The following is a 25,430-nucleotide window of genomic DNA, read 5'->3' on the forward strand; positions in this document are numbered from 1 at the left end:
CTCCTACAAGTTCGGTGCCGTACACACATTTCGTGATCGACACCGACCACTGTGGGAGCGGGCTTGCCAGCGATGGCGTCCGTCAGGTCAGCGGCAAATACAAATGGATGTCGCAGGGTTCCAGAGCGAATAACTCCGGATCCGGTTGATCAACCAACCGGCAACCCTGTCGCTGATAAAACTCCACAGTGTTGCGCGATTCAGTCGCTGAAACATACAACGCCTCGGCACCCAACCGCCGCCCCTGCTCACAAGCCAACGCAAACAGCTTCGCCCCCAGCCCTTGCCCGCGGTAATCACGGCTGATGTGCAAAAACTTCAGCTGACGCATGCTCAGCCCCTGGTTGTGTATAACCCGGTTATCCACAACCACCGCCGCGACCAGCGCCTGCCCGTCGAAAGCGCCATACAGCCAACCTCCGCGCCGCAAACACTTTTCCAGCACCAATGCGTTTTCTTCGGCCTCCCCTTCGGGCCAACCACGCATGTCGACATGCACCGGGTACAGAATCAGCTCACCGTTTTCCAGACGATAGTTCGCCTCAACCCGCTCACTGCGGTCGATCTGCGCCAGCAACGGCAAGTCGTGTTCGCTCAGTTCTCGTTCGATCAACATGGCTGTCTTCCCTGAAATTCCAGAACGGCGGACAAGAAAAAACCCGCCGTTCCAATGGCGGGTTTTATAGACGTTACGCGGTTTTGAAATCAATCGCGCAGGTCAGACTCATGGATCGGCTGATCACGATGGGTTGCGCGCTGATACTGCGCCGGCCACACCGCTTTGCGCCCGCCCAGATCATCGTCGGCGTGCAGCGGCCAATAAGGGTCACGCAGCAGTTCGCGGGCGAGGAAGATGATGTCGGCCTGACAGGTGCGCAGAATGTGCTCAGCCTGCGCCGGCTCGGTAATCATGCCGACGGTGCCGGTGGCGATGCCTGACTCCTTGCGCACCCGTTCGGCGAAGCGCGTCTGATAACCCGGCCCCACAGGAATCTCGGCGTTGGCGGCGGTACCACCAGACGAGACATCGATCAGATCCGCGCCCAGTGCCTTGAGGCGACGCGCCAGTTCGACGGTTTCATCCGGGTTCCAGCCGTCTTCGACCCAATCGGTAGCCGAAACCCGGACAAACACCGGCAACTCTTGTGGCCAGACCTCGCGCACGGCCTCAGTGACTTGCAACACCAGCCGAATACGGTTTTCGAACGAACCACCGTATTGATCGCGGCGCTGATTGCTCAATGGCGACAGAAACTGATGCAGCAGATAACCATGGGCGGCATGCACCTCGACCACGCTGAAACCCGCGGTCAACGCGCGTTTGGCCGCAGCAACGAAGGCCTGGATCATTTCGGCGATCTGCGCTTCATCGAGCTGTTTCGGTTGCGTGTGCTGCGGGTCGAAGGCAATCGGCGATGGCCCGACCGGGGTCCAGCCGCCATCCTCCGGTTTGACGCTACCGTGTTTGCCGATCCATGGCCGATGGGTGCTGGCCTTGCGCCCGGCGTGGGCCAGTTGAATGCCAGCAACCGCGCCCTGTGCCGTGATGAAACGGGTGATGCGTTGCAGCGGTTCGATCTGTTCGTCGTTCCACAGACCGAGGTCTTCGGCGGTGATTCGTCCGTCGGCAGTGACCGCCGTGGCCTCGGTGAAAATCAGTCCGGCACCGCCCACCGCGCGGCTGCCCAGGTGCACCAGATGCCAGTCGTTGGCCAGACCGTCGACGCTGGAGTACTGGCACATCGGTGACACGGCGATGCGGTTGGGCAGGGTCAGTTGGCGAAGGGTAAAGGGTTCGAGCAGCAGACTCATGGGGCACCTCTCAAATCAGTGGGCAGGCTCCAGGGTTCTGTTTGAAAAGTCGACGAGTGACAAAAAAGGCGCAGCACCCGCCCCCGCGGGCAAAAAATTCGACAAGACGTCACAAGGCCAATCAAGCAGTGCTTAGAGCCTAGTCGACAACCGGGGATGAGGGAGGGTTCAGAGTGATTCAGTGTGTGAAAGGGTGCTTTCGCGAGCAGGCTCGCTCCCACAAAGACAACACCGTGCCTGCTCGCGAATGGGGTCAGCGTGGTTCGATGTGGGCAATCATCAATTGCACCGACTCGTTGCCCCGAAACTCGTTAACGTCGAGCTTATAAGCCAGCTCGACCCACTGAATAGTCGGGTTCGGCCACACATCGCGGTCAATGCCGAACGCGATGCCATCCAGCTTCACCGACCCGCACTCGCTTTTCAGCACTACTTTCAGATGGCGCTCGCCGACCACGCGCTGCTCGACCAACTGGAACACACCATGGAACAGCGGCTCCGGGAAATGCTGGCCCCAAGGCCCGGCATGGCGCAATGCGCGAGCCAGTTCCAGATGGAACTCCTCGACCGCCAACGTACCGTCCGAGAGCATCCGCCCGGTCAGGTCTTCTTCGCGGAGTTGCCGACGCACTTCGGCATCGAAAGCCTCGGCGAACAGCGCAAAATTCTCCTGCGGCAAGGTCAGGCCCGCCGCCATCGCGTGACCACCGTATTTGGCAATCAGGTTCGGATGCTGCGCGGCCACCACGCTCAGCGCGTCACGAATGTGGAAGCCTTGCACCGAACGTCCAGAGCCCTTGAGCAGCCCGTCGCCAGCATCGGCGAAGGCAATGGTCGGGCGGAAATAACGCTCTTTCATCCGCGAGGCGAGAATGCCGATCACGCCCTGATGCCACTCGGGATCGAACAGGCACAGGCCGAACGGCATTGATTCCACCGGCAAATCCTTGAGCTGGGCCAGCGCCTCGCGCTGCATGCCCTGCTCGATGGATTTGCGGTCCTGATTCATGCCGTCCAGTTGCGCGGCCATTTCCCGCGCCAGATTGGCATCGGCGGTGAGCAGGCATTCGATCCCGAGGCTCATGTCATCCAGGCGCCCCGCCGCATTCAAGCGCGGGCCGACGATGAAACCCAGGTCGGTGGAGGTGATGCGCGCCGCATCACGCTTGGCCACTTCGAGAATCGCCTTGATCCCCGGCCGTGCGCGCCCGGCGCGAATCCGCTCAAGGCCTTGATGCACCAGAATCCGGTTGTTGGCGTCCAGCGGCACCACGTCGGCGACGCTGCCCAGCGCCACCAGATCGAGCAACTCACCGATGTTCGGCTGTGGCTTGCTCTCATACCAGCCGAGACTGCGCAGGCGCGCGCGCAAGGCCATCAGCACGTAGAAAATCACCCCGACCCCGGCCAGCGCCTTGCTCGGAAACTCGCAGCCTGGCTGATTCGGGTTGACCAGTGCATCGGCCAGCGGCAGTTCATCGCCGGGCAAGTGGTGGTCGGTGATCAACACCTTGAGTCCCGCGCGCCTGGCGGCAGCCACGCCTTCGACGCTGGAGATGCCGTTGTCGACGGTGATCAGCAACTGCGGCTCGCGGGTCAGGGCAACCTCGACGATTTCCGGGGTCAGGCCATAGCCGTATTCGAAGCGATTCGGCACCAGATAATCGACATGCGCCGCGCCCAGCAGACGCAAGCCAAGCACGCCGACCGTACTGGCCGTCGCGCCATCGGCGTCGAAGTCACCGACGATCAGAATCCGTTGACGCTGGTCCAGCGCCGTCACCAGCAGATCCACCGCTGCCTCGATGCCCTTGAGCTGCTGGAACGGAATCAGCCGCGCCAGACTTTTATCCAGCTCGGCCTCGGATTGAACGCCACGCGCCGCGTACAAACGGGTCAGCAAAGGTGGCAGATCACCGAGAAACGGCAGCGTGGCAGGCAACGGTCGAGGATCAATACGCATGGGGTAACGGAAACTTCTCTTGAATACGTGGGATTAATCAGCAGGCGACGCGGGATCAGCCGCGCTCGCCTGCCAGCCATTCCAGCTGGACTTCATGCTGACCACGGTCGTCGGTGACGAAGATCGTGCCTTCGCTGATCATCACATCCCACTTGATGACACGCGGCATGTCCTTGGCCAGGGTTTCCAGCACCTCTTGCGGAACGGCGGCGATGTTGACGTTTTTCAGGTTCTTCGCCACCGGCACCACTTTGCCTTCCCATACGCGCAGGCTGCCATAGGCCAGCAGGCTGGTGCGTTCGGTGCGACGCGAGCACCAGGTCAGGCGATCGGCATCCGGCTGGCCGACTTCAATCCAGTGCAGAACACGGTCGTCCAGGCTTTTTTCCCACAGCGCAGGTTCATCCACATCCGACAGACCACGGCCAAACGACAGCAGTTCGTTGTACCAAAGGGCGTAGGCCAGCAGCCGCACGGTCATGCGCTCTTCGGTTTCCGAAGGGTGACGGGCGATGGTCTGCTTGACGCTCTCGTAGACACCACGGTCGAGGTCAGTGAGGTTCAGTTCGAATTTGTAAGTGGTAGACGGCTGGGCCATGAACGGGCTTCTTGATACGAGGAAAGTCGGCAAGTCTAACCGATGCGGTAGGCAATCATCGAATTGATGGCGATCAAGCTGCGGCGTCTGACAGCCGGCTATGTTAAAACGCTGTATCTGCTCAGCCTTGTCCTACAGGATTCAGTATGCCGTTCGCCAACAAACCGCTCAGCGGTGTGAAAGTCATTGAATTGGGTACGTTGATTGCCGGGCCATTCGCCTCACGCATTTGCGGCGAGTTCGGCGCCGAAGTGATCAAGGTCGAATCGCCCGACGGCGGCGATCCGCTGCGCAAATGGCGCAAATTGTATGAAGGCACTTCGTTGTGGTGGTTCGTTCAGGCGCGCAACAAGAAGTCGCTGACGCTGAACCTCAAGCACCCCGAGGGTCTGGCGATCCTGAAAAAACTGCTGGGCGAAGCCGACATCCTGATCGAGAACTTTCGCCCCGGTGTCCTGGAAAAACTCGGGCTGAGCTGGGAAACCCTGCATGCCCTGAACCCGAAACTGGTGATGGTGCGCCTCTCGGGGTTCGGCCAGAGCGGGCCGATGAAGGATCAACCGGGCTTCGGCGCGGTCGGTGAATCCATGGGCGGCTTGCGCTACATCACCGGTTTCGAGGATCGGCCACCGGTGCGCACCGGGATTTCCATCGGTGATTCGATTGCCGCGTTATGGGGCGTGATCGGTGCGCTGATGGCCCTGCGTCACCGCGAGGTCAACGGCGGTCTCGGCCAGGTCGTCGATGTCGCGTTGTACGAGGCGATTTTCGCCATGATGGAAAGCATGGTGCCGGAGTTCGACGTGTTCGGTTTCATCCGCGAGCGCACCGGCAACATCATGCCGGGCATCACGCCGTCATCGATCCACACCAGCGCCGACGGCAAGCATGTGCAGATCGGCGCCAATGGCGACGCGATCTTCAAACGTTTCATGCTGATCATCGGCCGCGAGGATCTGGCCAACGACCCGACGCTGGCGAGCAACGACGGGCGCGACACTCGCCGTGACGAGTTGTATGGGGTGATCGACCGTTGGGTCAATTCGCTGCCGCTGCAAAGCGTGCTCGACCTGCTCAACCAGGCGGAAGTGCCGGCCAGCCGGATCTTCAGTGCCGAAGACATGTTCAGCGACCCGCAGTACCTCGCCCGGGAAATGTTCCTGCAGGCGAAACTGCCGGACGGCAAGCCTTTCAAGATGCCGGGCATCGTGCCGAAACTCTCCGAGACGCCGGGCACTTCCGAATGGGTCGGGCCACAGCTCGGTGAACACAATGCGCAGGTGCTGCACGATCTTGGCTACGACGAACAGCAGATCGCCCGGTTGCGCACAGACGGAGCCATTTAAGCTGAAACATCGCCAGACATCGGCCGCCAACCGCGCCCACCACTGGTGGACGTGGCGGCTGTTCGGCCTGCTGTTTCTGCTGGCCCTGCCCGCCTGGGCGCAAGCGAAACCCACGCTGATCTGGTTGCTGCGCGACTTGCCGCCCCTGACCATCTTCGAAGGCTCGAAAAAGGGCCAAGGCGTGATCGATCAACTGATGCCGATGCTGATCGCCGGCATGCCGCAATACGAACACACGCTGATGCGGGTCAATCGCGCCCGGGGCATGCAGATGCTGCACGAGCCGACCTTCACTTGCGATCCGTCGCTGATCTGGAGCAAGGAACGCACGCAATGGATCGCCTTCTCTATTCCGGCGTTTCGCGCTGTCAGTAATGGTCTGGTGGTGCGTCAGCAAGATCGCGAGGTACTGGCGCCATACCTGGTCGACGGTGAAGTCGATCTGACGGCATTTCTGGCCAACGGCGAAATCAAGATCGGCGTCGTCGCAGAACGCAGTTACGGCGAGTATCTCGACACGCTGCTCAAGCAGGCCCCGGACGGTGCGCTGACGCCGCATTATGGCAACGACGCCCTGAGCAGCCTGCTATCGATGCAGCGCCTGGGTCGGCTGCAAGTGGTGTTGGGTTACTGGCCGGAGATCCGCTATCAGGCGCATCAGGCGCAAATCGCCGAAGACCAACTGGTGTTCTATCCGATTCGAGGCACCGGCAAATATCTGTCCGGCTATGTCGGGTGTTCCGATACGCCTCAGGGCCGTCAGGCGATCAGTGAGATCAACCAACTGCTGCGTACCCTGCCCCATGAGCAACTGAACCAGTCGTATGCCGACTGGCTTGACCCCGAAATGCGCACGGATTACCTGCAACAGGCACGAATCTTTTTCGAACAACAGGCCGCGCAATAAAAACCTGCGGGCAAAAAGAAACCCCGAGAAGTGGGGAAACGACTCGGGGTTAAACGCGGTCTACATAAAGACCCGTAGCAGCAAGCGACAAGCACCGGAGCACAATGCTTGATCCTGCTGTTACGGGGTCTGACTGACGGGAATGCAGGAAGGTTCCCACAAAAAATATTTCATCTTTACAGTGCCGCACGCTTATCCAGCGCCGCATTGCGCAAAGCCGCGATGACACAGGGCTCCAGCCGCCCTTCGGCGATCAGGACGTCGCGGTGCAACCCGTCGACCACATCGGTCAGCAGGCGTTTGTCGGTCAACTGCGCCTGATTGAATTCGCGCTCCACCACGAGGGCGCCGTTGCTGTTCTTCAGCGTCACCAGGCATTCGCCATGGGCGCCACACGGAGTCAACGTCACCTGATACGGGCTCAGAGCCTCACCGAGCAATAGACTGATACTTTCCATCTCGATCTCCACTCAATAGTCCGAAAACATTGTGCCTGGGGCGTGTTCACATTAAGTGACCACCGGCCCGAGAAGAAAGTTCTGAATGCCGCGCTGCTCACGAAGCAGTTAGCGGTCTGTCAGAGCATGCACGGTGAAGATGACAGAAACATAACCGTCGGTTCAGGCACCGGCCGGCTGGGCTGCCGTTTGCAGGTAGCGGTCCAGCAGCCCGCGCATCAGCACCGCCGAAACCGGCGTTTGCAGGCGCCCCAGCAGCATCAACGCCTGTGTTTGCAGCAGGCTTTCGAGATCGCTCAGCAGGCCCGGTGCTACTCGCCCCAACAGAATGACAGCACTGGCCTCCCGCTCGGCCGCCAGATGCCGGATCAGCGCCAGGCCTTCCCCGCCTTTCAGCTGCGGATCGCAGATCGCGATGTCGACCCGGGTACGACGCTCCAGCGAGCAGCGTGCCGAGGCCAGCGATGACGCCGTGAGTACGTCATAGATACCGAACGCGTTGAGCATCTGGTGCAACGCCATCATTCGATAAGGGTCAGGTTCGAGAATCAGGACTTTGAGCGAGCGCATGGGCGACCTCGGAAACGGCAATCGCGGACTCGCCGCAGTGGTTGCCCACTTTAGGCGAGCCTCCTTCAGTCCCCCATCGGAAAAAGAGGCGCGTGACATAGGAAATTTCCCAATATCAATGCGGACCTTATCCCGCCTCAGCCTCACGCTGGGTGATATCTGTCCAGCCCCCGAGCAGGCCGCGCAATTCCCCTTTGGCGCTGTAGAACGGGACGGTCCACTGATAGATTTCCCGATTGCCATCGTTGAATTGCAAACGGCGCTTGCTGAAGCGGGTCCTGCGCGTTCTCAACTGAATCATGAACTCATCATGCAGCGTGGCGGCAGTGGCTCGCGGTAGCGCATCGACCTCGATCAAACGGCATCCCTGCACCTGCTCAAAGCGGAGCGACAATGCCTCTTCGTAACTCTTGTTGCACAGGATCAGGCGCCCTTCCAGGTCACGGACGAACACCGGATCGGGCATGGCATCAATCAATGCACGCTGGAAGACCAACTGATCGTCGAGCACGCTTTGCACGTCTCGATGCCGCTTGATCACGGCCGCCATTCGCCGATTCCATAACAGCGACATCACGCAAAAGCCCCCCACCAAAACCACCCCCCAACAGCTCGAGCGGAGCCAGTGCTGCCAACCGGCGGCGGCAGGTTTCGGCCCGATGCCGCCCAGCCAGTTCAGGCGAATGGCCCGGAGTTCGGAAGCCGGGAACGCTTCAAGCGCCTTGTTCAGGATGCTCAGCAATTGCGGCTGACCCTTGCGCACGGCCAGAAGATCGGCCTCCCATTTCCCCTCCAGCAATTCGCCGACCTTCAGCAGGCCGGAGGGATAGAGTTGCGCACCGATTTCATTTTCGATGGTGGCATAGGCCTCACCGCTTTCGACCAGCGCCCGCGCCTCGGCATAGGTTTTCACCGAACGTAACTCGATGGACGGATAATCGCGCCGGATCACCCCCTCCAGCGCATGCCGACCCGGCAATACCAGCACCCGTTTGGCCAACTGCTCCAGTGACTGCACCTGCGGCTCGCCGGCGCGGCCGACAAATACCCAGCCGGCACCGCCAAAGGCATGACTGAAATCCAGGCTCAATCGGCGTTCATCATTCATCGCCAGGGTTGTGCTGATGTCCGCAGCACCGGTTTCCAGGCGCTCGAGCATTTGCGCGGTGGAAAAGGATTCCCGGTAGATGAACTGCAAGCCGGTCATGGCGCTGATGCGCTTGAGCACATCGCTGTTGAGGCCGCTCCAATGACCGTGCTCGTCCAGAAACAGGTACAACGGGTACTGCTCCGCCGCCACGATCACCGTCGGATTATCGCGAATCCATTGCCGCTCTTCCTCATCCAGCACCACGGTGCCGATGTTCAACTTGTCTTCCTCATGCGCCAGATGCGCCGCCGCGCTCACGCGCCAGCCGTACAACAGGCACAACAGCAGAACCTGCTTCAGGGTGTGTTTCCATCCTCTTTCAAACAGCATTGCCACTTCCTTCGTGATCGACTCACCCGTCCTTCATGGGCGAAAACCCGAGCAGTGTGGCAGCAGAAACAAAAAAGCCCGTCAGGAGACGGGCTTCAAAATGTGACAGCTTTTTCGGCTTACAACGGCTTGCCGCGGTTGCCATGCTGGCTGACAAAGGCCTGTACGGCTTTCAGTTCGTTCGGCAGAACGGTGCAACGCTCGTTTCGCTCAAACAAATCAGAAAGATGTGCAGGCAGTTCGAGAGCTTTTCCTACACCGGCTTTCTCCACGGCATCCGGGAATTTCACCGGATGTGCAGTGCCCAGAATCACCATCGGGATGTCCAGGCTGCGACGGCATTCGCGGGCGGCCCTGACGCCGATGGCGGTGTGCGGGTCCAGCACTTCGCCGCATTGCGCGTAGACTTCGGCGATGGTTTCGCAGGTTTGCGCGTCATCCACGGCCAGCGAGTCGAACAGTTTGCGGGCTTCGGTCCAGCGTTCTTGCTCGACGCTGAAGCCACCGCCCTGCTTGAACGAATCCATCAGCCCGGCGATGGCCGCGCCGTTGCGACCGTGCAGGTCGAACAGCAGGCGTTCGAAGTTCGACGAGACCATGATGTCCATCGACGGCGACAGCGTGGCGTGCAGGGTTTCCTTGACGTACTGATTGCCGCTCATGAAGCGGTGCAGGATGTCGTTGCGGTTGGTGGCGACGATCAACTGGTTGATCGGCAGACCCATGTTGCGCGCCAGGTACCCGGCGAAAATGTCGCCGAAATTGCCGGTCGGCACCGAGAATGCCACCGAACGCGCCGGGCCGCCCAACTGCAGAGCGGCGTGGAAGTAGTAGACGATCTGGGCCATGATCCGCGCCCAGTTGATCGAGTTCACCGCTACCAGGCGCGTGCCCTTGAGGAAGCTCTGGTCAGCGAAGCTGTTCTTGACCATTTCCTGGCAGTCATCGAAGTTGCCTTCGATGGCGATGTTGTGGATGTTCTCGCCGACAATCGTCGTCATCTGCCGACGCTGCACTTCGGACACGCGGTTGTGCGGGTGCAGGATGAAGATGTCGACGTTTTCGCAGTGCTTGCAGCCTTCAATGGCGGCCGAACCGGTATCACCGGAGGTGGCGCCGACGATCACCACGCGCTCGCCGCGCTTTTCCAGCACGTAATCGAGCAGACGACCGAGCAGTTGCAGGGCGAAGTCCTTGAACGCCAGGGTCGGGCCGTGGAACAGCTCGAGCACCCATTCGTTGCCGTTGAGCTGACGCAGCGGCGCCACGGCGTTGTGCGAGAACACACCGTAGGTTTCTTCGAGGATCTTCTTGAAATCGGCGTCCGGGATGCTGCCGGTCACGAACGGGCGCATCACGCGGAAAGCCAGCTCGTGGTACGGCAGACCGGCCCAGGAAGCGATTTCTTCCTGGGTGAAACGTGGCAGGTTTTCCGGGACGTACAGACCGCCGTCGGTGGCCAGACCGGCCAGCAGGACGTCTTCGAAATTCAGGGCCGGTGCCTGGCCGCGGGTACTGATGTAACGCATGACTGACTCCAATGGAGAGTGTGCACAACAGTGGCCCCTTTCACGGGGCCATTGCAGGACAACGACTTAGTTCAGGTGCTCGACGCGGATCCGCACAACCGGACCATTCACGCCGGCCAGGGCTTCGAGGGCAGCGATCGCATCGTTGATACGCTGCTCGACCACGCGGTGGGTCAGCAGGATCATCGGTACCAGACCGTCATGCTCTTCGACTTCCTTCTGCATGATCGACTCGATGTTGATACCGCGCTCCGAAAGGATGCTTGCCACCTGAGCCAGAACGCCCGGATGGTCCTTGGCCTGAATGCGCAGGTAGTAGGCACTTTCGCAGGCCTCGATCGGCAGGATCGGATGGGCCGACAGCGAGTCCGGCTGGAAGGCCAGGTGCGGTACGCGGTTTTCCGGATCGGAGGTCATCGCGCGAACCACGTCCACGAGGTCGGCGATCACCGACGAAGCGGTCGGCTCCATGCCGGCGCCAGCGCCGTAGAACAGGGTCGAGCCGGCAGCGTCACCGTTGACCATCACGGCGTTCATCACGCCGTTGACGTTGGCGATCAGACGATCCGCTGGGATCAGCGTCGGGTGTACGCGCAGCTCGATACCGGCAGCGGTGCTGCGCGCTACACCGAGGTGCTTGATGCGGTAGCCCAGCGCTTCGGCGTAGTTCACGTCAGCGGTGGTCAGCTTGGTGATGCCTTCGGTGTAGGCCTTGTCGAATTGCAGCGGAATGCCGAACGCGATGGAAGCCAGAATCGTCAGTTTGTGCGCGGCGTCGATGCCTTCGACGTCGAAGGTCGGATCGGCTTCGGCGTAGCCCAGCGCTTGCGCTTCGGCCAGCACGTCTTCGAAGGTGCGACCCTTCTCGCGCATTTCGGTGAGGATGAAGTTACCGGTACCGTTGATGATCCCGGCCACCCAATTGATGCGGTTGGCAGACAGGCCTTCACGGATCGCCTTGATCACCGGAATGCCACCGGCCACGGCCGCTTCGAACGCCACGATCACGCCTTTCTCGCGTGCCTTGGCGAAAATCTCATTACCGTGAACGGCGATCAGTGCCTTGTTCGCGGTGACCACATGCTTGCCATTCTCGATGGCCTTGAGTACCAGCTCGCGGGCAACGGTGTAGCCGCCCATCAGCTCTATGACGATGTCGATCTCAGGGTTCGTGGCCACTTCGAAGACATCGTTGGTAATCGCAATACCGGTCGTCTGGAACTGAGGCTTTGGCGTGCGCATGGCAATTTGTGCCACTTCGATCCCACGCCCGGCACGACGAGCAATTTCCTCGGCGTTGCGCTGAAGTACGTTGAAGGTACCGCCACCGACGGTCCCTAACCCACAGATGCCTACTTTGACCGGATTCACTGTGAACTCCCCATGAAACGGCCGACGCAAGGTCGGCCGGAAAACAACCGCGTGTTCGCGGCTCTCTATTAATGGCCCGGCGATGCTGCTGCCGGACCATGATCGTCAACGGCGGACCGTGACGATGCGAATTACTTGGCGCCCAGCGCCAGTTTGGCGACTTGTGGCGCCGGCTGGTAGCCCGGAATGACTTGTCCGTCGGCCAAAACGATGGCCGGTGTGCCGTTCACGCCGATCGACTGACCCAAAGCGAACTGTTTGGAAACCGGGTTCGCGCACTTGGCGGCCTTGATTTCCTTGCCATCGACCATTTTGTCCATGGCGGCTTTCTTGTCGGTCGAGCACCACACGGCCTGCAGTTGCTCGTCACCCGGTGAGCCGAGGCCCTGACGCGGGAACGCCACGTAACGCACTTCGATACCGCGCTTGTTCAGCTCGGGCACTTCGGCGTGCAGTTTGTGGCAGTACGGGCAGGTGGTGTCGGTGAACACGGTGATGTGCGATTTGGTCTCGCCCACCGCCGGATACACCACGGTTTCGGCCACCGGAATGGCGTTGATCAGTTTGGAGATGCCCAGACGCTCGGTCTTCTCGGTCAGGTTGACCGGTTTGCCGTCCTTGAGCTGGAACAGGTAGCCCTGAACGATGTACTGGCCGTCAGCGCTGGCGTACAGCACGCGGCTGCCCTTGAGTTTGACTTCATACATGCCCGGCAACGGGCTGGCACTGATGCTTTCTACCGGAACCTCGAGTTCGAGTTTTTCCAGGCTTTGACGAATGGCTTTGTCGGCCGCGTCATCGGCGACGGCAAAGGTGCTGACCAACGCAATGGCTGCGGCGGCGAAAATCTGGGTCAGACGCATGAGAACTCCTGAAGGCGGACAAATGAAACGGTCAGAACGCCCGTGCCGGAACACCGGGTCATAACCGTCCATCGTGCAAACCGGCAAAGCCTACCACATAAGGCTCGCATGGCCGAATGCGCCTGACACAAGACATGTAGGAGCTGCCGAAGGCTGCGATCTTTTGACTTTGCTTTTGGAATCACAAGCAAGATCAAAGGATCGCAGCCTTCGGCAGCTCCTACAGGGGGGGGCAATCAGCCTCTTGGGTGGTGTTTGGCATGCAGGTCTTGCAGACGGGCGCGGGCGACATGGGTGTAAATCTGCGTCGTCGACAAATCACTGTGCCCGAGCAACATCTGCACCACCCGCAGGTCGGCGCCGTGGTTGAGCAGGTGCGTGGCGAAGGCGTGACGCAAGGTGTGCGGTGACAGCGATTTGCCGATCCCGGCGACCTTGGCCCAATGCTTGATCCGGTGCCAGAAGGTCTGGCGCGTCATCTGTTCGCCGCGCTGGCTGGGGAACAGCACATCGCTGGGGCGCCCGCCCAGCAGCTCGCTTCGGCCATCGCGCAGGTAGCGTTCGACCCAGACAATCGCCTCCTCGCCCATCGGCACCAGGCGCTCCTTGCTGCCCTTGCCCATCACCCGCAACACGCCCTGACGCAGGTTGACCTGCTCCAGCGTCAGACTGACCAGTTCGGTCACCCGCAGACCACAGGCGTACAGCACCTCAAGCATGGCGCGATCACGCTGGCCGATGGCTTCGCTCAGATCCGGCGCCTTGAGCAGCGCCTCGACGTCGGCTTCCGACAATGATTTGGGTAAAGGCCGACCCAGCTGCGGCATGTCGACGCGCAAGGTCGGATCGACCGTAATCAGCTTTTCTCGCAGCAGATAGCGATAAAAACCACGCACACCGGAAAGAAATCTGGCGGTGGAACGCGGCTTGTAGTTCTGCTCCAGGCGCCAGGACAGGTGATCGAGGATCAACTCACGACCAGCATTGATCAGCTCGAGGTTTTTCTCCTGCAGCCAGCCGTTGAACAGCGCCAGATCGCTGCGGTAGGCGCCGCGGGTGTTGTCGGACAGGCCTTTTTCCAGCCACAGGGCGTCGAGGAATTGGTCAATCAGCGGATGGTCGATGGCAGGCATGGGCGCTCAAGACACACAACCTCCGGGGCCGTGCGCAAATGTAGAGTGAACTGTAGGAATGGCCGCTAGTCTTTCATAGCCCGCTAATTCAAGGAACAGGGAGCATCAATGAACGAGCAGCAAATTCTCTTGGCATTTGGCGGGATCGGCGCCGCGGCGCTGGGTTGCCAGTGGCTGGCGTGGCGCCTGAAGCTGCCGGCGATTCTGTTTCTGTTGCTGACCGGGATTCTCGCCGGGCCGGTGCTGGGCTGGCTCGACCCGCAGGAAATGTTCGGCCCGTTGCTGATGCCGCTGGTGTCGCTGGCGGTCGCGTTGATCCTGTTTGAGGGCAGTCTGACCCTGCACCTGTCGGAATGGCGCGAGATCGGCAGCGTCGTGCATCGGCTGGTGACAATCGGCGCACTCACGACCTGGGTGGTGATTGCCGTCGCGACCCACTTCCTGCTCGGCTTCGACTGGTTGCTGGCAATTCTGTTCGGCAGCCTGACGCTGGTGACCGGGCCGACGGTGATCGTGCCGATGCTGCGGGTGGTGCGACCGAAAGCCTCGATCGCCAACATCCTGCGCTGGGAAGGCATCGTCATCGACCCGATCGGCGCCCTGCTTGCGGTGGTGGTCTACAGCTTCATCATCGCCCGCTCCGAGGGTAACGGCCTCGAACAGAGCCTGCTGACCTTCGGCGGCGTGATTGCCTGCGGCAGCGTATTCGGGGTGGTCGGCGGCTGGGTGCTCGGCACCATCATCCGTCGCCAATGGCTGCCGGAATACCTGCACAACCTCGCCTCGCTGGCGGCGGTGTTGGGGATTTTCATTGCTGCCAACCAGGTGATGCATGAGTCCGGTCTGTTGGCGGTGACGCTGATGGGCATGTGGCTGGCGAACATGAAGGGCGTGGATGTGCGGCACATCCTGCACTTCAAGGAAAACCTGAGCGTTTTGCTGATTTCCGGACTGTTCATTCTGCTGGCGGCGCGGCTGGATCTGCATGCACTGATCAGCCTCGGGCCGTTGGTGCTGATTCTGCTGCTGGTGATTCAACTGATCGCGCGTCCGCTGAACGTGCTGTTGAGCACTGCTGGCTCCAGCCTGAGCTGGCGTGAACGCGCCTTGCTGTGCTGGATCGCCCCGCGCGGGATCGTGGCGGCAGCGGTGTCGGCGATTTTCGCGATTCGTCTGGATCAAGCCGGGCACGAAGGTGCGCTGCTGCTGGTGCCGCTGACTTTCGCGGTGATCATCGGCACCGTGGTGCTGCAAAGTGCAACCGCTCGGCCACTGGCACGCTTGCTGAACGTCGCTGAACCGGCACCGAGCGGCTTCCTGATCGTCGGCGCCAACGGCCCAGCGCGGTTGCTGGGCAAGTCATTGCAGCAACTGGGCAGCCGCGTACTGTTGACCGATTCGAGCTGGGAGAATATTCGTGCGGCGCGTATGGAGGGGTTGCCAACGTACTTTGGCAACCCGGCATCGCAGCATGCCGATGCGCATCTGGATCTGGTGGGGCTGGGGCATCTATTGGCGCTATCGCCCTCGGGCGAATTGAATACTTTGGCGGCAATGCGCTTTCGCCACGACTTTGGTCACCAGCGTTTGTTCGGTCTGGCCAGCGGTCAGGAAACTCGTCGCACTGACAAGCATCGCGCGAGTCTGGAGCATCGCGGTAATCAGCTGGGCAGCGAGGCGCTGACCTATGCCAAGCTGGCCAGCCTGATCAGCAACGGCGCCGAGGTCTACAGCACGACGCTGACGGACGGGTTCGGTTGGGAGGATTACCAGGCATTGCATGGCAATCGGGCGACGCTGCTGTTCATGCGCGATGACAGCGGGTGGGTGCACGTGGTGACGCCGGAGACTGCTGTGAAACCGGGATCCGGGTGGACTTTGTTGGCGCTGATTCAGCCGGAGGCCAGCGGCGTCTGATCTGACGCTTCGCGAGCAGGCTCGCTCCCACTGTGATCGGAAATTGTGTCCAACACAGAACCTGTGGGAGCGAGCGTGCTCACGAATGCCGCGACTCGGTTCCGGATCAGGCTGCAAACCCAGGCAGCACCGGCACCGGCCGCTTGTCATCATCAATAGCGACAAAGCTGAACTGCCCATGAATGGCCTTCTCGCGACCATCGCAGCTCATGCTCTCGACAAACACTTCCACTTCAACCTTGAGACTGGTGTTGCCGACTTTGATCACCCGCCCTACCAGCTCGACGATCGAACCAGCCGGGATCGCATGATTGAAGTCAATCCGGTCGGTGGACACAGTCACCAAAGGCAGACGGCAGAAGCGTGTGGCGGTGATGAACGACACTTCGTCCATCCACGCCAGCGCGGTGCCGCCGAACAGGGTGTTGTGATGGTTGCTGGTCGGCGGGAAGACGGCTTTGGTCACGCGCGTTACCGAGAGTTCGGTGCGGCGCTGGATTTCCTGATCGCGGGTGGTCATGGTTCTGGCCTGAAACAAAAATGCTGTGGATAAATTACAGGCAACAAAAAAGCAGCCCGTAGGCTGCTTTTTTCTGCATCGGAAGCTGGACTTAAGCCAGTTTTTCCTTGATGCGAGCTGCTTTACCCGACAGGTCGCGCAGGTAGTACAGCTTGGCTTTACGTACGTCACCGCGACGTTTGACAGCCATGCTGTCGATCTGCGGGGAGTAGGTCTGGAAAGTACGTTCTACGCCAACACCGTTGGAGATTTTACGAACGGTGAACGCACTGTTCACGCCGCGGTTACGCTTGGCGATGACAACGCCTTCGAACGCTTGCAGACGGGAACGATCGCCTTCCTTCACTTTCACCTGAACGACAATGGTGTCGCCTGGGGCAAAGGTAGGGATTTCTTTGGTCATCTGCTCTGCTTCGAGTGCAAGGATGATTTTGTTGGTCATGCTGTGCTCCTAAGGTAAATCAACTGATCTACCATCGATACGTTGTTAACTATCGTCCCGCTCGCGGATGTATTCCTCGAGCAGCTTCTTCTCTTCTCCAGAAAGCGAGCGGCTTTCCAGAAGATCGGCGCGTCGTTCATAGGTCCGACCAAGGGACTGCTGTAAACGCCAACGCCGGATATGCGCGTGATTGCCACTTAGCAACACGTCGGGAACACGCTGATCCGCATACACCTCAGGTCGGGTGTAGTGCGGGCAATCCAGCAGACCATCCGTAAAGGAATCTTCCTCAGCGGAATCCGCATGCCCTAAAGCTCCGGGCAGCAGTCGTGTAACCGCATCGATCATGACCATGGCCGGCAGCTCGCCGCCAGACAATACATAGTCACCAATCGACCACTCTTCATCGACATGAGCCTCAATAAAGCGCTCGTCAATGCCTTCATAGCGGCCGGCAATCAGGATCAATGCATCCGATTTTGCCAACTCGCGTACCGCCGACTGAGTCAGTTGACGGCCTTGGGGGGACAGGTAAATCACCTTCGCCGCCTCCCCGGCTGCTGCCTTGGCCTGAACCAGAGCATCTTCCAGGGGCTTGATCTTCATCACCATGCCCGGACCACCGCCAAACGGGCGATCGTCCACAGTGTGATGCCGATCCGTCGTGTAATCCCGCGGATTCCAACAGGTCAGCTGCAACAGCCCCTGTTTGACCGCACGACTGGTAATGCCGTACTCACTGATGGCCGAGAACATCTCGGGGAACAACGTTATGACGTCTACGCGCAGGCTGGCCATTGCTTAGAAGTCCGCGTCCCATTCCACCCTCATCACGCCTGCATCCAGATCGATTGTCAGCACGCATTGCTCCGTGTAGGGCAACAACCGCTCACGATCATCCAGGCTGCCCGCGCAGGGCTTGACCACCAATACATCGTTCGCGCCGGTCTCCAACAGGTGATCAACCTTGCCGAACAATTGCTCGTCCTGGTTGATGACGCTCAGACCCTGCAACTGGTACCAGTAGTACTCGTTGCCTGTCAGGTTGGGCAAAAGGCTTCGCGAGATGCAAATCTCGTAACCGCTCAGAAGACGGGCTTCATCGCGATCGTCGAGGCCTTTGAGCTTGGCAACCAGATCCTTTTGAGTGGACCGGCCGCTGACCAGCTCGACCTGTTTCACCACGCCTTCGCGCCGAAGCGTCCAGTGGCGGTAGTCCAACAGGTTTTCAATCGGATCGGTAAAGGAAAAGACCTTCACCTCGCCGCGAACGCCGTGAACCGAAAAAATCTTGCCGACAACGATCAGGTCATCAGCTTTTTCTGGCGTCGCGCTCATACTGCTCAGGCTGCAGCCTTGGCAGATTCCTTCAGCAACTGAGCAACACGCTCAGAAGGCTGTGCACCAACGCTCAGCCAGTAGGCTACGCGCTCTTGGTTCACGGACAGACGGATTTCCTGACCACGGGCAACAGGGTTGAAGAAGCCAACCTGTTCTTTGTGGGAGCCGTCACGCGGGTTACGCGAGTCGGTTACGGTCAGGTGGTAAAACGGGCGCTTTTTGGAGCCGCCAAGGGCAAGACGGATTGTTAGCATGTGAACATCGTTCCTGTAGTCGGTGCTGCAAATCTAAATGCACAGCGGGCATGGGTGCCCGAAAGGCCGCATATTCTAAGGAATATCCGGACTTTTGCAAATGACTTTTTCCGGCGCCTATGGCATGCCGTGCGGATTTGCATATAGAGCCGTTGATGAAAACGGCCGGTCAGCTCCCGCCGAGTGCGGGTTTGCTGTTGATCCTGCGTCCTTGCAGGGTCTGCGCCGGTGCGACGACCGGCGAGATCTTTACATTTTTGGCATGCCGCCGCCGGGCAACATACCGCCCATGCCGCGCATCATTTTCGCCATACCGCCCTTGGCGGTGAATTTCTTCATCATCTTCTGCATCTGCTTGTGCTGCTTGATCAAGCGACCGATGTCCTGCACCTGGGTGCCGGAACCCATGGCGATCCGGCGTTTGCGCGAACCGCTGATCAGCTCAGGGTCGCGGCGCTCGGCCGGGGTCATGGAGTTGATGATGGCTTCCATCTGCTTGAACTGTTTCTCTGCCGCGTTCTGGGCATTGCCCATCTGCGACAGGTTGACGCCGCCGATGCTCGGCAGTTTGTCCATGAGCCCGCCGAGGCCGCCCATATTCTTCATTTGTTGCAGCTGATCGCGGAAGTCTTCGAGGTCGAAGCCCTTGCCCTTCTTCAGCTTCTTGGCCAGCTTGTCGGCCTTGTCCTTGTCGAGGGTCGCTTCAGCCTGTTCGATCAGGCTGAGCACGTCACCCATGCCGAGGATCCGCGAAGCGATACGCTCAGGGTGGAACGGATCGAGTGCTTCGCTCTTCTCGCCCATACCAATGAACTTGATCGGCTTGCCGGTGATCGCGCGTACCGACAGCGCCGCACCGCCTCGGGCATCGCCGTCGACCTTGGTCAGGATCACACCGGTCAGTGGCAGCGCATCACCGAAGGCCTTGGCCGTGTTGGCGGCGTCCTGACCGGTCATGGCGTCGACCACGAACAGGGTTTCGACCGGCTTGATCGCGGCGTGCAGCGCCTTGATCTCGCCCATCATCTCTTCATCGATGTGCAGACGACCGGCGGTGTCGACGATGACCACATCGATGAATTTGAGTTTTGCTTCTTTAATAGCCGCGTTGGCGATGTCGACCGGCTTCTGGCTCAGATCGGACGGGAAGAACGTCACGCCGATGTCGTTGGCCAGGGTTTCCAGCTGCTTGATAGCCGCCGGGCGGTAGATGTCCGCCGATACGACCATCACCGACTTCTTCTTGCGCTCTTTAAGGAAGCGCGCGAGCTTGCCGGCGGTGGTGGTTTTACCGGCACCCTGCAGACCGGCCATCAGAATGACGGCGGGCGGCACAGCGCTCAGGTTCAAGTCTTCGTTGGCCGCGCCCATCAGGCTTTCGAGTTCGGCCTGGACGATCTTCACGAATGCCTGGCCCGGCGTCAGGCTGCGCGACACCTCGGTGCCGACAGCGCGCTCCTTGACCGAATTGACGAAGTCCTTGACCACCGGCAGGGCGACGTCGGCTTCGAGCAACGCCATGCGCACTTCGCGCAGGGTGTCTTTGATATTGTCTTCAGTCAGCTTCGCCTTGCCGGTGACATGGCGCAGCGTCTGCGAGAGACGGTCGGTTAAGTTTTCAAACATTGCGCGATCCTTTCAGGCCCTGTGTAGACCGGGATAATGGCGGCCCAGACCGGATTCAACATGTGCTCGGCGAGCCTGCGGCGTGGGCAGGTCGCGGATTATAGCGAAGACTGCGTCGGGCGGACACCTCGCACTTTCGTGGTGTGGCGGTTCTATGCCAAACTCAGCGCCTTTCGGGCCTGCCTAACAGGATTTATGCTCCCCTTGTCACCCAGTTTGCTGACCACGCTCGCCGCCGCTCTTCTTTATGCCGCTGCGACCCTTTATCAGGGCACACGCCTGGCCTCCGGCGCCAAGGCGAACAAGCGCCTGCTGGTTACGCTCGGCATCCTCGCCGTGCTCGCCCACAGCGCCAGCCTGCTCACTCACCTGCTGACCCCGATCGGCCTGGGCCTGGACTTCTTCAGCGCCGCCAGCCTGATCGCCGCGGCCGTCATCGCCCTGACGCTGCTGGCCTGCTCGCGGATCCCGGTGGAAAACCTGCTGGTGCTGCTGTTCCCGCTCGGCGCGGCGACGGTGCTGCTGGCGCAGTTCGCGCCGGCCGGCACGGTACAGATCATCGACGAAGAGCCGGGCATCCTCGCTCATATCCTGCTGTCGATCCTCGCCTACGGCATGTTCACCATCGCGGTGTTCCAGGCCTTGTTGCTGCTGGTGCAGGATCACCAGCTCAAGCACAAGCACCCGTCGGGCCTGATCAAGAACTTCCCGCCGCTGCAAACCATGGAAAGCCTGTTGTTCGGCTTCCTCTGGGCTGGCTGGACGCTGCTGTCGCTGTCGCTGATCTCCGGCTGGCTGTTCGTCGAGAACCTGTTCGCCCAGCATCTGGTGCACAAGACCCTGCTGGCGTGCCTGGCCTGGATCGTGTTCAGCGTGCTGCTGTGGGGCCGCAACCGCCTCGGCTGGCGCGGTCACAAGGCGATTCGCTGGACCCTCGCCGGTTTCTGCCTGCTGATGTTGGCGTATTTCGGCAGCAAACTGGTTCGTGAATACATCCTGCACATCTGACGGGCGGCATAAATGGACGGTTTGCCCATAGGGCCGATGGTCGCGGTATTTGTCCTGCTGATTTTATGGTCGGGGCTGTTTACCGCCGTCGAAATCGCGCAGCAGCACCTGCTCGCGCAACGCACCGCCTCGCGCGCCAGCGATAAGCCGCTGGCGAAGCTGAGCTTCCCGCTCGACAGTCTGATCCTGTGCAACACCCTGTGCCGCGCCCTCGCGGTGGTCATTGCCACACTGCTGGCAATCTTCCTTTGCGAAGAAAACGGCCCGTGGGCCGCCTGCCTCGGCGCCGGTGCCGTGTTGCTGGTGTTTGCCGACTACTTTCCGCGCACCGTGGCCCAGCGCTATCCGGATGCAGTGCTGTCGTTCGGCAATACCCTGCTGGCCGTTCCGCTGAAGATTCTTTATCCGCTGGCCTGGCTGCTGAGCCGCATCAGCGGTTTGCTGCTGCGCCCCTTTGCGCGCAAAGCCCAGGTGGTGCAGCAAAGCGAAGACGAAGAACCTGCCGACCCGAACGACGACCCGGAACATCCGTCTCGCACCCACCCGGTGTCAGGAATCCATGCGCTGGACAACATCACGGTCAACGACATTCTGGTGCCGCGCAGCGATGTCGACGGCATCAACCTCGACGACTCGATCGAAGCGATCGTCGAACAACTGCGCCACAACAAGCGCACGCGCCTGCCGGTGTTCCACAGCGACATCAACCAGGTCGAAGCGGTACTCAACACCCGGCAGATCCGCCATCTGCTCAACGATGGCCAACTGACTCGCGAAGCGCTGCTGGCCGCCAGCTACGAACCGTACTTCGTCCCGGAAAGCACGCCGCTGCAACTGCAACTGCTGAATTTCCACAAGCAGCAACGCCGCTTGGGCATGGTGGTGGACGAGTACGGCGAAGTGCTGGGCATCGTCACCCTGGAAGACATTCTCGAAGAAATCGTCGGAGAATTCGAAAGCGAGCACAGCCTCGACAACCCGCACATCCATCCGCAGCCCGACGGGCGCATGGTGATCGACGGCACTGCGTCGATCCGCGAGTTGAACAAATGCCTGGGCTGGCATTTGCCGAGCGACGGGCCGAAAACCCTCAACGGCCTGGTAACCGAGGCGCTGGAAACCATTCCGGACAGCGCGGTGTGCCTGAAGATCGGCCGCTACCGACTGGAGATTCTCGAGACCGAGGACAACCGGGTGAGCAAGGTGCTGATCTGGCATACGAGCTCGGTGCCTGCCAAGGTTTAAGCGCTTTTGTGGCGAGGGAGCTTGCTCCCGCTCGGGCGCGCAGCGGCCGTAAATGTGTTGGGGTCGCTTCGCAACCCAGCGGGAGCAAGCTCCCTCGCCACAGGAAGATCAATCGACGTCAATCCGCTGCGATCTTTTGCTCTTGTTTGATCGTTAGCCCCCTTCCTATAATCGAGCCGCTTACCCAAGCGCTGCCGAGCCCTGTGCTTACCCCGCACTGAAGCGGTTTCGGCCATTTTCCGCACTACCCCGACGACTGTTCCTACTCGAAACAGCGCTCGCGTCTCATCCCACATCCCTGGGTGCTCGACCATAATAATTCGCTCCAACGGAGCCATGACTGTCAGGGATCACCGCATGACGACCAGTACCGCTTACAGCGCCACCGCGCCTGCCCAGCCGACCAACTCCGCCACCCGCGTGGCAACGGCGAGCTTCATCGGCACCGCCATCGAGTTTTACGACTTCTATGTCTACGCCACCGCCGCTGCACTGGTGATCGGACCGGTGTTCTTTCCACAGACGTCCGGCACCGCGCAAATGCTCTCGGCGTTTCTCACTTTCGGTATCGCCTTCCTCGCCCGACCGCTGGGTTCGGCGCTGTTCGGCCACTTCGGTGACCGCATCGGGCGCAAATCGACGCTGGTCGCTTCACTCTTGCTGATGGGCGTGTGCACCACCCTGATCGGCGTGCTGCCGGGTTACGACAGCATTGGCGCCTGGGCACCGATTCTGTTGTGCGTGCTGCGTTTCGGTCAGGGGTTGGGCCTGGGCGGCGAATGGGGTGGCGCGGCGTTGCTGGCCACCGAGAATGCGCCGAAGGGCAAGCGGGCGTGGTTCGGCATGTTCCCGCAACTGGGGCCTTCGATCGGTTTTCTCGCGGCCAATGGGTTGTTCCTGACCCTGGCCATGACCCTCAATGACGAGCAGTTCCGCAGCTGGGGCTGGCGGATTCCGTTTCTGCTCAGCGCAGTGCTGGTGATGGTCGGTCTGTATGTACGCCTCAAGCTTCACGAAACGCCGGTGTTCGCCAACGCGATTGCCCGTCAGGAGCGAGTGAAAGTGCCGCTGGTCGAGCTGTTCAGCCAATACTGGGCGCCCACCCTGCTCGGCGCGGCGGCGATGGTCGTGTGTTATGCGCTGTTTTACATCTCGACGGTGTTTTCCCTGAGCTACGGCGTGTCCACCCTCGGCTACAGCCGTGAGACGTTTCTTGGACTGCTGTGTTTTGCCGTGCTGTTCATGGCGGCGGCTACACCGTTGTCCGCCTGGGCCAGCGATCGTTACGGGCGCAAACCGGTGCTGATCGTCGGCGGTGTGCTGGCGATCCTGTCCGGATTCCTGATGGAGCCGTTGCTGACGCAGGGCTCGACCTGGGGCGTGGCGCTGTTCCTGTGCATCGAGCTGTTCCTGATGGGCGTGACGTTTGCCCCGATGGGCGCGCTGCTGCCGGAACTGTTTCCGACCCACGTGCGCTATACCGGCGCATCGGCGGCCTACAATCTGGGCGGCATCGTCGGCGCCTCGGCGGCACCGTTCTTTGCGCAGAAACTGGTGGCGATGGGCGGTTTGAGTTATGTCGGCGGGTATGTGTCGGCGGCAGCGGTGCTCAGCCTGATTGCGGTGCTGTGCCTGAAGGAAACGCGTGGCAACGATCTGAATCAGGTTGCCTGATAGATCGCTATCGCGGGCAAGCCCGCTCCCACAGGGTTTTCGGTTGATCACAAATTTTGTGCACAACCAAAAAACCTGTGGGAGCGAGCTTGCTCGCGAATGCCGCGCCTCGGTTTACAGCTCTACAACAACAGCCTGAGCCGCACGGGTCGCCTTGGCACGAGCCGCCTCAATCGACTCATCCCGCGCCAGCGCCACGCCCATCCGGCGCTGACCGTTGACTTCAGGCTTGCCGAACAGCCGCAGTGCGGTATCCGGCTCGCTCAGCGCTGCGCCAAGGTTGGCGAACGCGGTCTGGGTCGACTGCCCTTCCACCAGAATCACCGCCGAAGCGGATGGGCCGAACTGACGGATCAGCGGCACCGGCAGACCGAGAATGGCGCGCGCGTGCAGGGCGAACTGCGACAGATCCTGGGAAATCAGGGTCACCAGACCGGTGTCGTGCGGGCGCGGCGAGACTTCGCTGAACCACACCTGATCACCCTTGATGAACAACTCGACGCCGAACAGCCCGCGACCACCCAGAGCCTCGGTCACGGCTTTGGCCACGCGCTCGGACTCAGCCAAGGCAATCGGGCTCATGGCCTGCGGCTGCCAGGACTCCTGATAGTCGCCCTTTTCCTGACGGTGACCGACCGGTGCGCAGAACGTGGTGCCGCCGATGTGGCGCACGGTCAGCAGAGTGATTTCGTAGTCGAAATCGATGAAGCCTTCGATGATCACCCGACCTTTGCCGGCGCGACCGCCCTCTTGCGCGTAATCCCAGGCTTTCTGCACGTCATCGGCGCTGCGCAGCAGGCTCTGGCCTTTGCCCGACGAGCTCATGACTGGCTTGACCACGCACGGGAAGCCCAGATCCTGAACGGCTTTGCTGTAGTCCTCGAAGGTGTCGGCAAAGTGGTACGGCGAGGTTGGCAGGTCCAGCTCTTCAGCGGCCAGGCGACGGATACCTTCGCGGTTCATGGTCAATTGCGCGGCGCGGGCGGTCGGTATCACGGTGAAGCCTTCGGCTTCCAGCTCGACCAGCGTGGCGGTGGCGATGGCTTCGATTTCCGGCACGATGAAGTGCGGCTTCTCGGCTTCGATGACTGCACGCAGCGCGGCGCCGTCGAGCATGTTGATCACGTGACTGCGGTGCGCCACCTGCATGGCCGGCGCGTTGGCGTAACGGTCGACGGCAATCACTTCAACGCCCAGGCGTTGCAGCTCGATCACCACTTCCTTGCCCAACTCACCACAGCCACACAGCAATAAGCGGGTCGCGGTCGGCGACAATGGAGTTCCGATACGGGTCATCTCAGGTCCTCAAAGAAGCGGATCATCGAGGAAAGCAACGCCAGACGCGCTTTCCATGGGGAGAAAGCGCGGCATTT

General features: G+C 60.7%; 24 protein-coding genes. 6 read left to right on the forward strand and 18 right to left on the reverse strand.

The window, feature by feature from the left end:
• Positions 1 to 82: 82 nt before the first annotated feature.
• From B1722_RS08880 to B1722_RS08895, 4 genes are all read right to left on the reverse strand, one after another.
• Entirely contained in the window at positions 83 to 616 is a 534-nt protein-coding gene (locus B1722_RS08880) for a GNAT family N-acetyltransferase (protein ID WP_086792198.1), read from the reverse strand.
• Positions 617 to 705: 89 nt separating this feature from the next.
• Positions 706 to 1,812 carry an NADH:flavin oxidoreductase/NADH oxidase gene (locus tag B1722_RS08885; protein WP_041063201.1) on the reverse strand — a complete coding sequence of 369 codons (1,107 nt, stop codon included), beginning with the start codon at positions 1,810 to 1,812 and terminating at the stop codon, positions 706 to 708.
• 253 nt (positions 1,813 to 2,065) lie between these two features.
• A complete protein-coding gene (gene recJ / locus B1722_RS08890) occupies positions 2,066 to 3,775 on the reverse strand; it encodes a single-stranded-DNA-specific exonuclease RecJ (protein ID WP_086792200.1) in 1,710 nt (569 codons plus the stop codon).
• Positions 3,776 to 3,830: 55 nt separating this feature from the next.
• Positions 3,831 to 4,373 (reverse strand): YaeQ family protein, encoded by a 543-nt coding sequence (locus tag B1722_RS08895; RefSeq protein WP_041063193.1) that lies wholly within the window; start codon positions 4,371 to 4,373, stop codon positions 3,831 to 3,833.
• Between the two features lie 146 nt (positions 4,374 to 4,519).
• Here B1722_RS08895 and B1722_RS08900 point away from each other — a divergent pair, with 146 nt between their 5' ends.
• Together B1722_RS08900 and B1722_RS08905 are read left to right on the forward strand one after the other, a co-directional pair.
• Positions 4,520 to 5,719, forward strand: coding sequence for a CaiB/BaiF CoA-transferase family protein (locus B1722_RS08900; protein ID WP_047292761.1), 1,200 nt, complete (start codon positions 4,520 to 4,522; stop codon positions 5,717 to 5,719).
• The gene (locus B1722_RS08905; protein ID WP_174377144.1) at positions 5,646 to 6,626 is read left to right on the forward strand and encodes a TIGR02285 family protein; all 981 of its coding nucleotides are present in this window, start codon (positions 5,646 to 5,648) and stop codon (positions 6,624 to 6,626) included. Before B1722_RS08900 ends, B1722_RS08905 begins: the two co-directional genes overlap by 74 nt.
• A gap of 176 nt (positions 6,627 to 6,802) precedes the next feature.
• On the opposite strand, the gene B1722_RS08910 is transcribed toward B1722_RS08905, so the two are convergent.
• The 7 genes from B1722_RS08910 to xerD form a co-directional block, all read right to left on the reverse strand.
• A complete protein-coding gene (locus tag B1722_RS08910) occupies positions 6,803 to 7,084 on the reverse strand; it encodes a DUF3509 domain-containing protein (protein WP_041063178.1) in 282 nt (93 codons plus the stop codon).
• Positions 7,085 to 7,246: 162 nt separating this feature from the next.
• Positions 7,247 to 7,654 (reverse strand): response regulator, encoded by a 408-nt coding sequence (locus B1722_RS08915; RefSeq protein ID WP_086792202.1) that lies wholly within the window; start codon positions 7,652 to 7,654, stop codon positions 7,247 to 7,249.
• 127 nt (positions 7,655 to 7,781) lie between these two features.
• The gene (locus B1722_RS08920) at positions 7,782 to 9,134 is read right to left on the reverse strand and encodes a transporter substrate-binding domain-containing protein (RefSeq protein ID WP_041063172.1); all 1,353 of its coding nucleotides are present in this window, start codon (positions 9,132 to 9,134) and stop codon (positions 7,782 to 7,784) included.
• A 119-nt stretch (positions 9,135 to 9,253) separates the two neighbouring features.
• Positions 9,254 to 10,663, reverse strand: coding sequence for a threonine synthase (gene thrC, locus B1722_RS08925; protein WP_041063169.1), 1,410 nt, complete (start codon positions 10,661 to 10,663; stop codon positions 9,254 to 9,256).
• Between the two features lie 66 nt (positions 10,664 to 10,729).
• A complete protein-coding gene (locus tag B1722_RS08930; protein WP_007908972.1) occupies positions 10,730 to 12,034 on the reverse strand; it encodes a homoserine dehydrogenase in 1,305 nt (434 codons plus the stop codon).
• A 131-nt stretch (positions 12,035 to 12,165) separates the two neighbouring features.
• Positions 12,166 to 12,897, reverse strand: coding sequence for a bifunctional protein-disulfide isomerase/oxidoreductase DsbC (gene dsbC / locus B1722_RS08935; RefSeq protein ID WP_007967782.1), 732 nt, complete (start codon positions 12,895 to 12,897; stop codon positions 12,166 to 12,168).
• Between the two features lie 236 nt (positions 12,898 to 13,133).
• Complete coding sequence (gene xerD / locus B1722_RS08940) at positions 13,134 to 14,030, reverse strand: site-specific tyrosine recombinase XerD (RefSeq protein ID WP_041063163.1); 897 nt, start codon at positions 14,028 to 14,030, stop codon at positions 13,134 to 13,136.
• Positions 14,031 to 14,138: 108 nt separating this feature from the next.
• Between xerD and B1722_RS08945 the strand changes: the two genes are divergently transcribed.
• Positions 14,139 to 15,947 (forward strand): sodium:proton antiporter, encoded by a 1,809-nt coding sequence (locus tag B1722_RS08945; RefSeq protein WP_041063161.1) that lies wholly within the window; start codon positions 14,139 to 14,141, stop codon positions 15,945 to 15,947.
• Between the two features lie 106 nt (positions 15,948 to 16,053).
• Here B1722_RS08945 and B1722_RS08950 read toward each other — a convergent pair whose 3' ends face one another.
• The 6 genes from B1722_RS08950 to ffh all read right to left on the reverse strand — a co-directional run bounded on the left by B1722_RS08950 (position 16,054) and on the right by ffh (position 20,130).
• Positions 16,054 to 16,467, reverse strand: coding sequence for an acyl-CoA thioesterase (locus B1722_RS08950; protein WP_086792204.1), 414 nt, complete (start codon positions 16,465 to 16,467; stop codon positions 16,054 to 16,056).
• Between the two features lie 91 nt (positions 16,468 to 16,558).
• Positions 16,559 to 16,909 (reverse strand): 50S ribosomal protein L19, encoded by a 351-nt coding sequence (gene rplS / locus B1722_RS08955; RefSeq protein ID WP_003175895.1) that lies wholly within the window; start codon positions 16,907 to 16,909, stop codon positions 16,559 to 16,561.
• Positions 16,910 to 16,954: 45 nt separating this feature from the next.
• Positions 16,955 to 17,707: a tRNA (guanosine(37)-N1)-methyltransferase TrmD gene (gene trmD, locus B1722_RS08960; RefSeq protein WP_003221981.1), complete on the reverse strand. Its 753-nt coding sequence runs from the start codon at positions 17,705 to 17,707 to the stop codon at positions 16,955 to 16,957.
• Between the two features lie 3 nt (positions 17,708 to 17,710).
• Positions 17,711 to 18,247, reverse strand: a complete 537-nt coding sequence (rimM, locus tag B1722_RS08965; protein WP_041063145.1) for a ribosome maturation factor RimM — start codon at positions 18,245 to 18,247, stop codon at positions 17,711 to 17,713.
• A 5-nt stretch (positions 18,248 to 18,252) separates the two neighbouring features.
• A complete protein-coding gene (gene rpsP / locus B1722_RS08970; RefSeq protein ID WP_003185073.1) occupies positions 18,253 to 18,504 on the reverse strand; it encodes a 30S ribosomal protein S16 in 252 nt (83 codons plus the stop codon).
• 249 nt (positions 18,505 to 18,753) lie between these two features.
• A complete protein-coding gene (gene ffh, locus B1722_RS08975) occupies positions 18,754 to 20,130 on the reverse strand; it encodes a signal recognition particle protein (RefSeq protein ID WP_041063139.1) in 1,377 nt (458 codons plus the stop codon).
• 195 nt (positions 20,131 to 20,325) lie between these two features.
• Between ffh and B1722_RS08980 the strand changes: the two genes are divergently transcribed.
• The 3 genes from B1722_RS08980 to B1722_RS08995 all read left to right on the forward strand — a co-directional run bounded on the left by B1722_RS08980 (position 20,326) and on the right by B1722_RS08995 (position 24,057).
• Entirely contained in the window at positions 20,326 to 21,138 is an 813-nt protein-coding gene (locus B1722_RS08980; protein WP_041063136.1) for an inner membrane protein YpjD, read from the forward strand.
• Positions 21,139 to 21,150: 12 nt separating this feature from the next.
• Positions 21,151 to 22,383: an HlyC/CorC family transporter gene (locus B1722_RS08985; protein WP_086792206.1), complete on the forward strand. Its 1,233-nt coding sequence runs from the start codon at positions 21,151 to 21,153 to the stop codon at positions 22,381 to 22,383.
• 357 nt (positions 22,384 to 22,740) lie between these two features.
• On the forward strand, positions 22,741 to 24,057 hold the full coding sequence (locus B1722_RS08995; RefSeq protein WP_086792209.1) for an MFS transporter: 1,317 nt from the start codon (positions 22,741 to 22,743) through the stop codon (positions 24,055 to 24,057).
• Positions 24,058 to 24,171: 114 nt separating this feature from the next.
• On the opposite strand, the gene purT is transcribed toward B1722_RS08995, so the two are convergent.
• Positions 24,172 to 25,353 carry a formate-dependent phosphoribosylglycinamide formyltransferase gene (purT, locus tag B1722_RS09000; RefSeq protein WP_086792210.1) on the reverse strand — a complete coding sequence of 394 codons (1,182 nt, stop codon included), beginning with the start codon at positions 25,351 to 25,353 and terminating at the stop codon, positions 24,172 to 24,174.
• Positions 25,354 to 25,430: the final 77 nt, after the last annotated feature.

It is taken from the genome of Pseudomonas sp. SCPG-7, assembly GCF_002156405.1.
In the GTDB taxonomy this organism is placed as follows: domain Bacteria; phylum Pseudomonadota; class Gammaproteobacteria; order Pseudomonadales; family Pseudomonadaceae; genus Aquipseudomonas; species Aquipseudomonas parakoreensis.

Excerpts from the sequence above, each read along its gene's own strand:
- B1722_RS08880 (WP_086792198.1), bottom strand. The coding sequence starts at position 616 with ATGTTGATCGAACGAGAACTGAGCGAACACGACTTGCCGTTGCTGGCG.
- B1722_RS08885 (WP_041063201.1), bottom strand. The coding sequence starts at position 1,812 with ATGAGTCTGCTGCTCGAACCCTTTACCCTTCGCCAACTGACCCTGCCC.
- recJ (WP_086792200.1), bottom strand. The coding sequence starts at position 3,775 with ATGCGTATTGATCCTCGACCGTTGCCTGCCACGCTGCCGTTTCTCGGT.
- B1722_RS08895 (WP_041063193.1), bottom strand. The coding sequence starts at position 4,373 with ATGGCCCAGCCGTCTACCACTTACAAATTCGAACTGAACCTCACTGAC.
- B1722_RS08900 (WP_047292761.1), top strand. The coding sequence starts at position 4,520 with ATGCCGTTCGCCAACAAACCGCTCAGCGGTGTGAAAGTCATTGAATTG.
- B1722_RS08905 (WP_174377144.1), top strand. The coding sequence starts at position 5,646 with ATGCGCAGGTGCTGCACGATCTTGGCTACGACGAACAGCAGATCGCCC.
- B1722_RS08910 (WP_041063178.1), bottom strand. The coding sequence starts at position 7,084 with ATGGAAAGTATCAGTCTATTGCTCGGTGAGGCTCTGAGCCCGTATCAG.
- B1722_RS08915 (WP_086792202.1), bottom strand. The coding sequence starts at position 7,654 with ATGCGCTCGCTCAAAGTCCTGATTCTCGAACCTGACCCTTATCGAATG.
- B1722_RS08920 (WP_041063172.1), bottom strand. The coding sequence starts at position 9,134 with ATGCTGTTTGAAAGAGGATGGAAACACACCCTGAAGCAGGTTCTGCTG.
- thrC (WP_041063169.1), bottom strand. The coding sequence starts at position 10,663 with ATGCGTTACATCAGTACCCGCGGCCAGGCACCGGCCCTGAATTTCGAA.
- dsbC (WP_007967782.1), bottom strand. The coding sequence starts at position 12,897 with ATGCGTCTGACCCAGATTTTCGCCGCCGCAGCCATTGCGTTGGTCAGC.
- xerD (WP_041063163.1), bottom strand. The coding sequence starts at position 14,030 with ATGCCTGCCATCGACCATCCGCTGATTGACCAATTCCTCGACGCCCTG.
- B1722_RS08945 (WP_041063161.1), top strand. The coding sequence starts at position 14,139 with ATGAACGAGCAGCAAATTCTCTTGGCATTTGGCGGGATCGGCGCCGCG.
- B1722_RS08950 (WP_086792204.1), bottom strand. The coding sequence starts at position 16,467 with ATGACCACCCGCGATCAGGAAATCCAGCGCCGCACCGAACTCTCGGTA.
- rplS (WP_003175895.1), bottom strand. The coding sequence starts at position 16,909 with ATGACCAACAAAATCATCCTTGCACTCGAAGCAGAGCAGATGACCAAA.
- trmD (WP_003221981.1), bottom strand. The coding sequence starts at position 17,707 with ATGGCCAGCCTGCGCGTAGACGTCATAACGTTGTTCCCCGAGATGTTC.
- rimM (WP_041063145.1), bottom strand. The coding sequence starts at position 18,247 with ATGAGCGCGACGCCAGAAAAAGCTGATGACCTGATCGTTGTCGGCAAG.
- rpsP (WP_003185073.1), bottom strand. The coding sequence starts at position 18,504 with ATGCTAACAATCCGTCTTGCCCTTGGCGGCTCCAAAAAGCGCCCGTTT.
- ffh (WP_041063139.1), bottom strand. The coding sequence starts at position 20,130 with ATGTTTGAAAACTTAACCGACCGTCTCTCGCAGACGCTGCGCCATGTC.
- B1722_RS08980 (WP_041063136.1), top strand. The coding sequence starts at position 20,326 with ATGCTCCCCTTGTCACCCAGTTTGCTGACCACGCTCGCCGCCGCTCTT.
- B1722_RS08985 (WP_086792206.1), top strand. The coding sequence starts at position 21,151 with ATGGACGGTTTGCCCATAGGGCCGATGGTCGCGGTATTTGTCCTGCTG.
- B1722_RS08995 (WP_086792209.1), top strand. The coding sequence starts at position 22,741 with ATGACGACCAGTACCGCTTACAGCGCCACCGCGCCTGCCCAGCCGACC.
- purT (WP_086792210.1), bottom strand. The coding sequence starts at position 25,353 with ATGACCCGTATCGGAACTCCATTGTCGCCGACCGCGACCCGCTTATTG.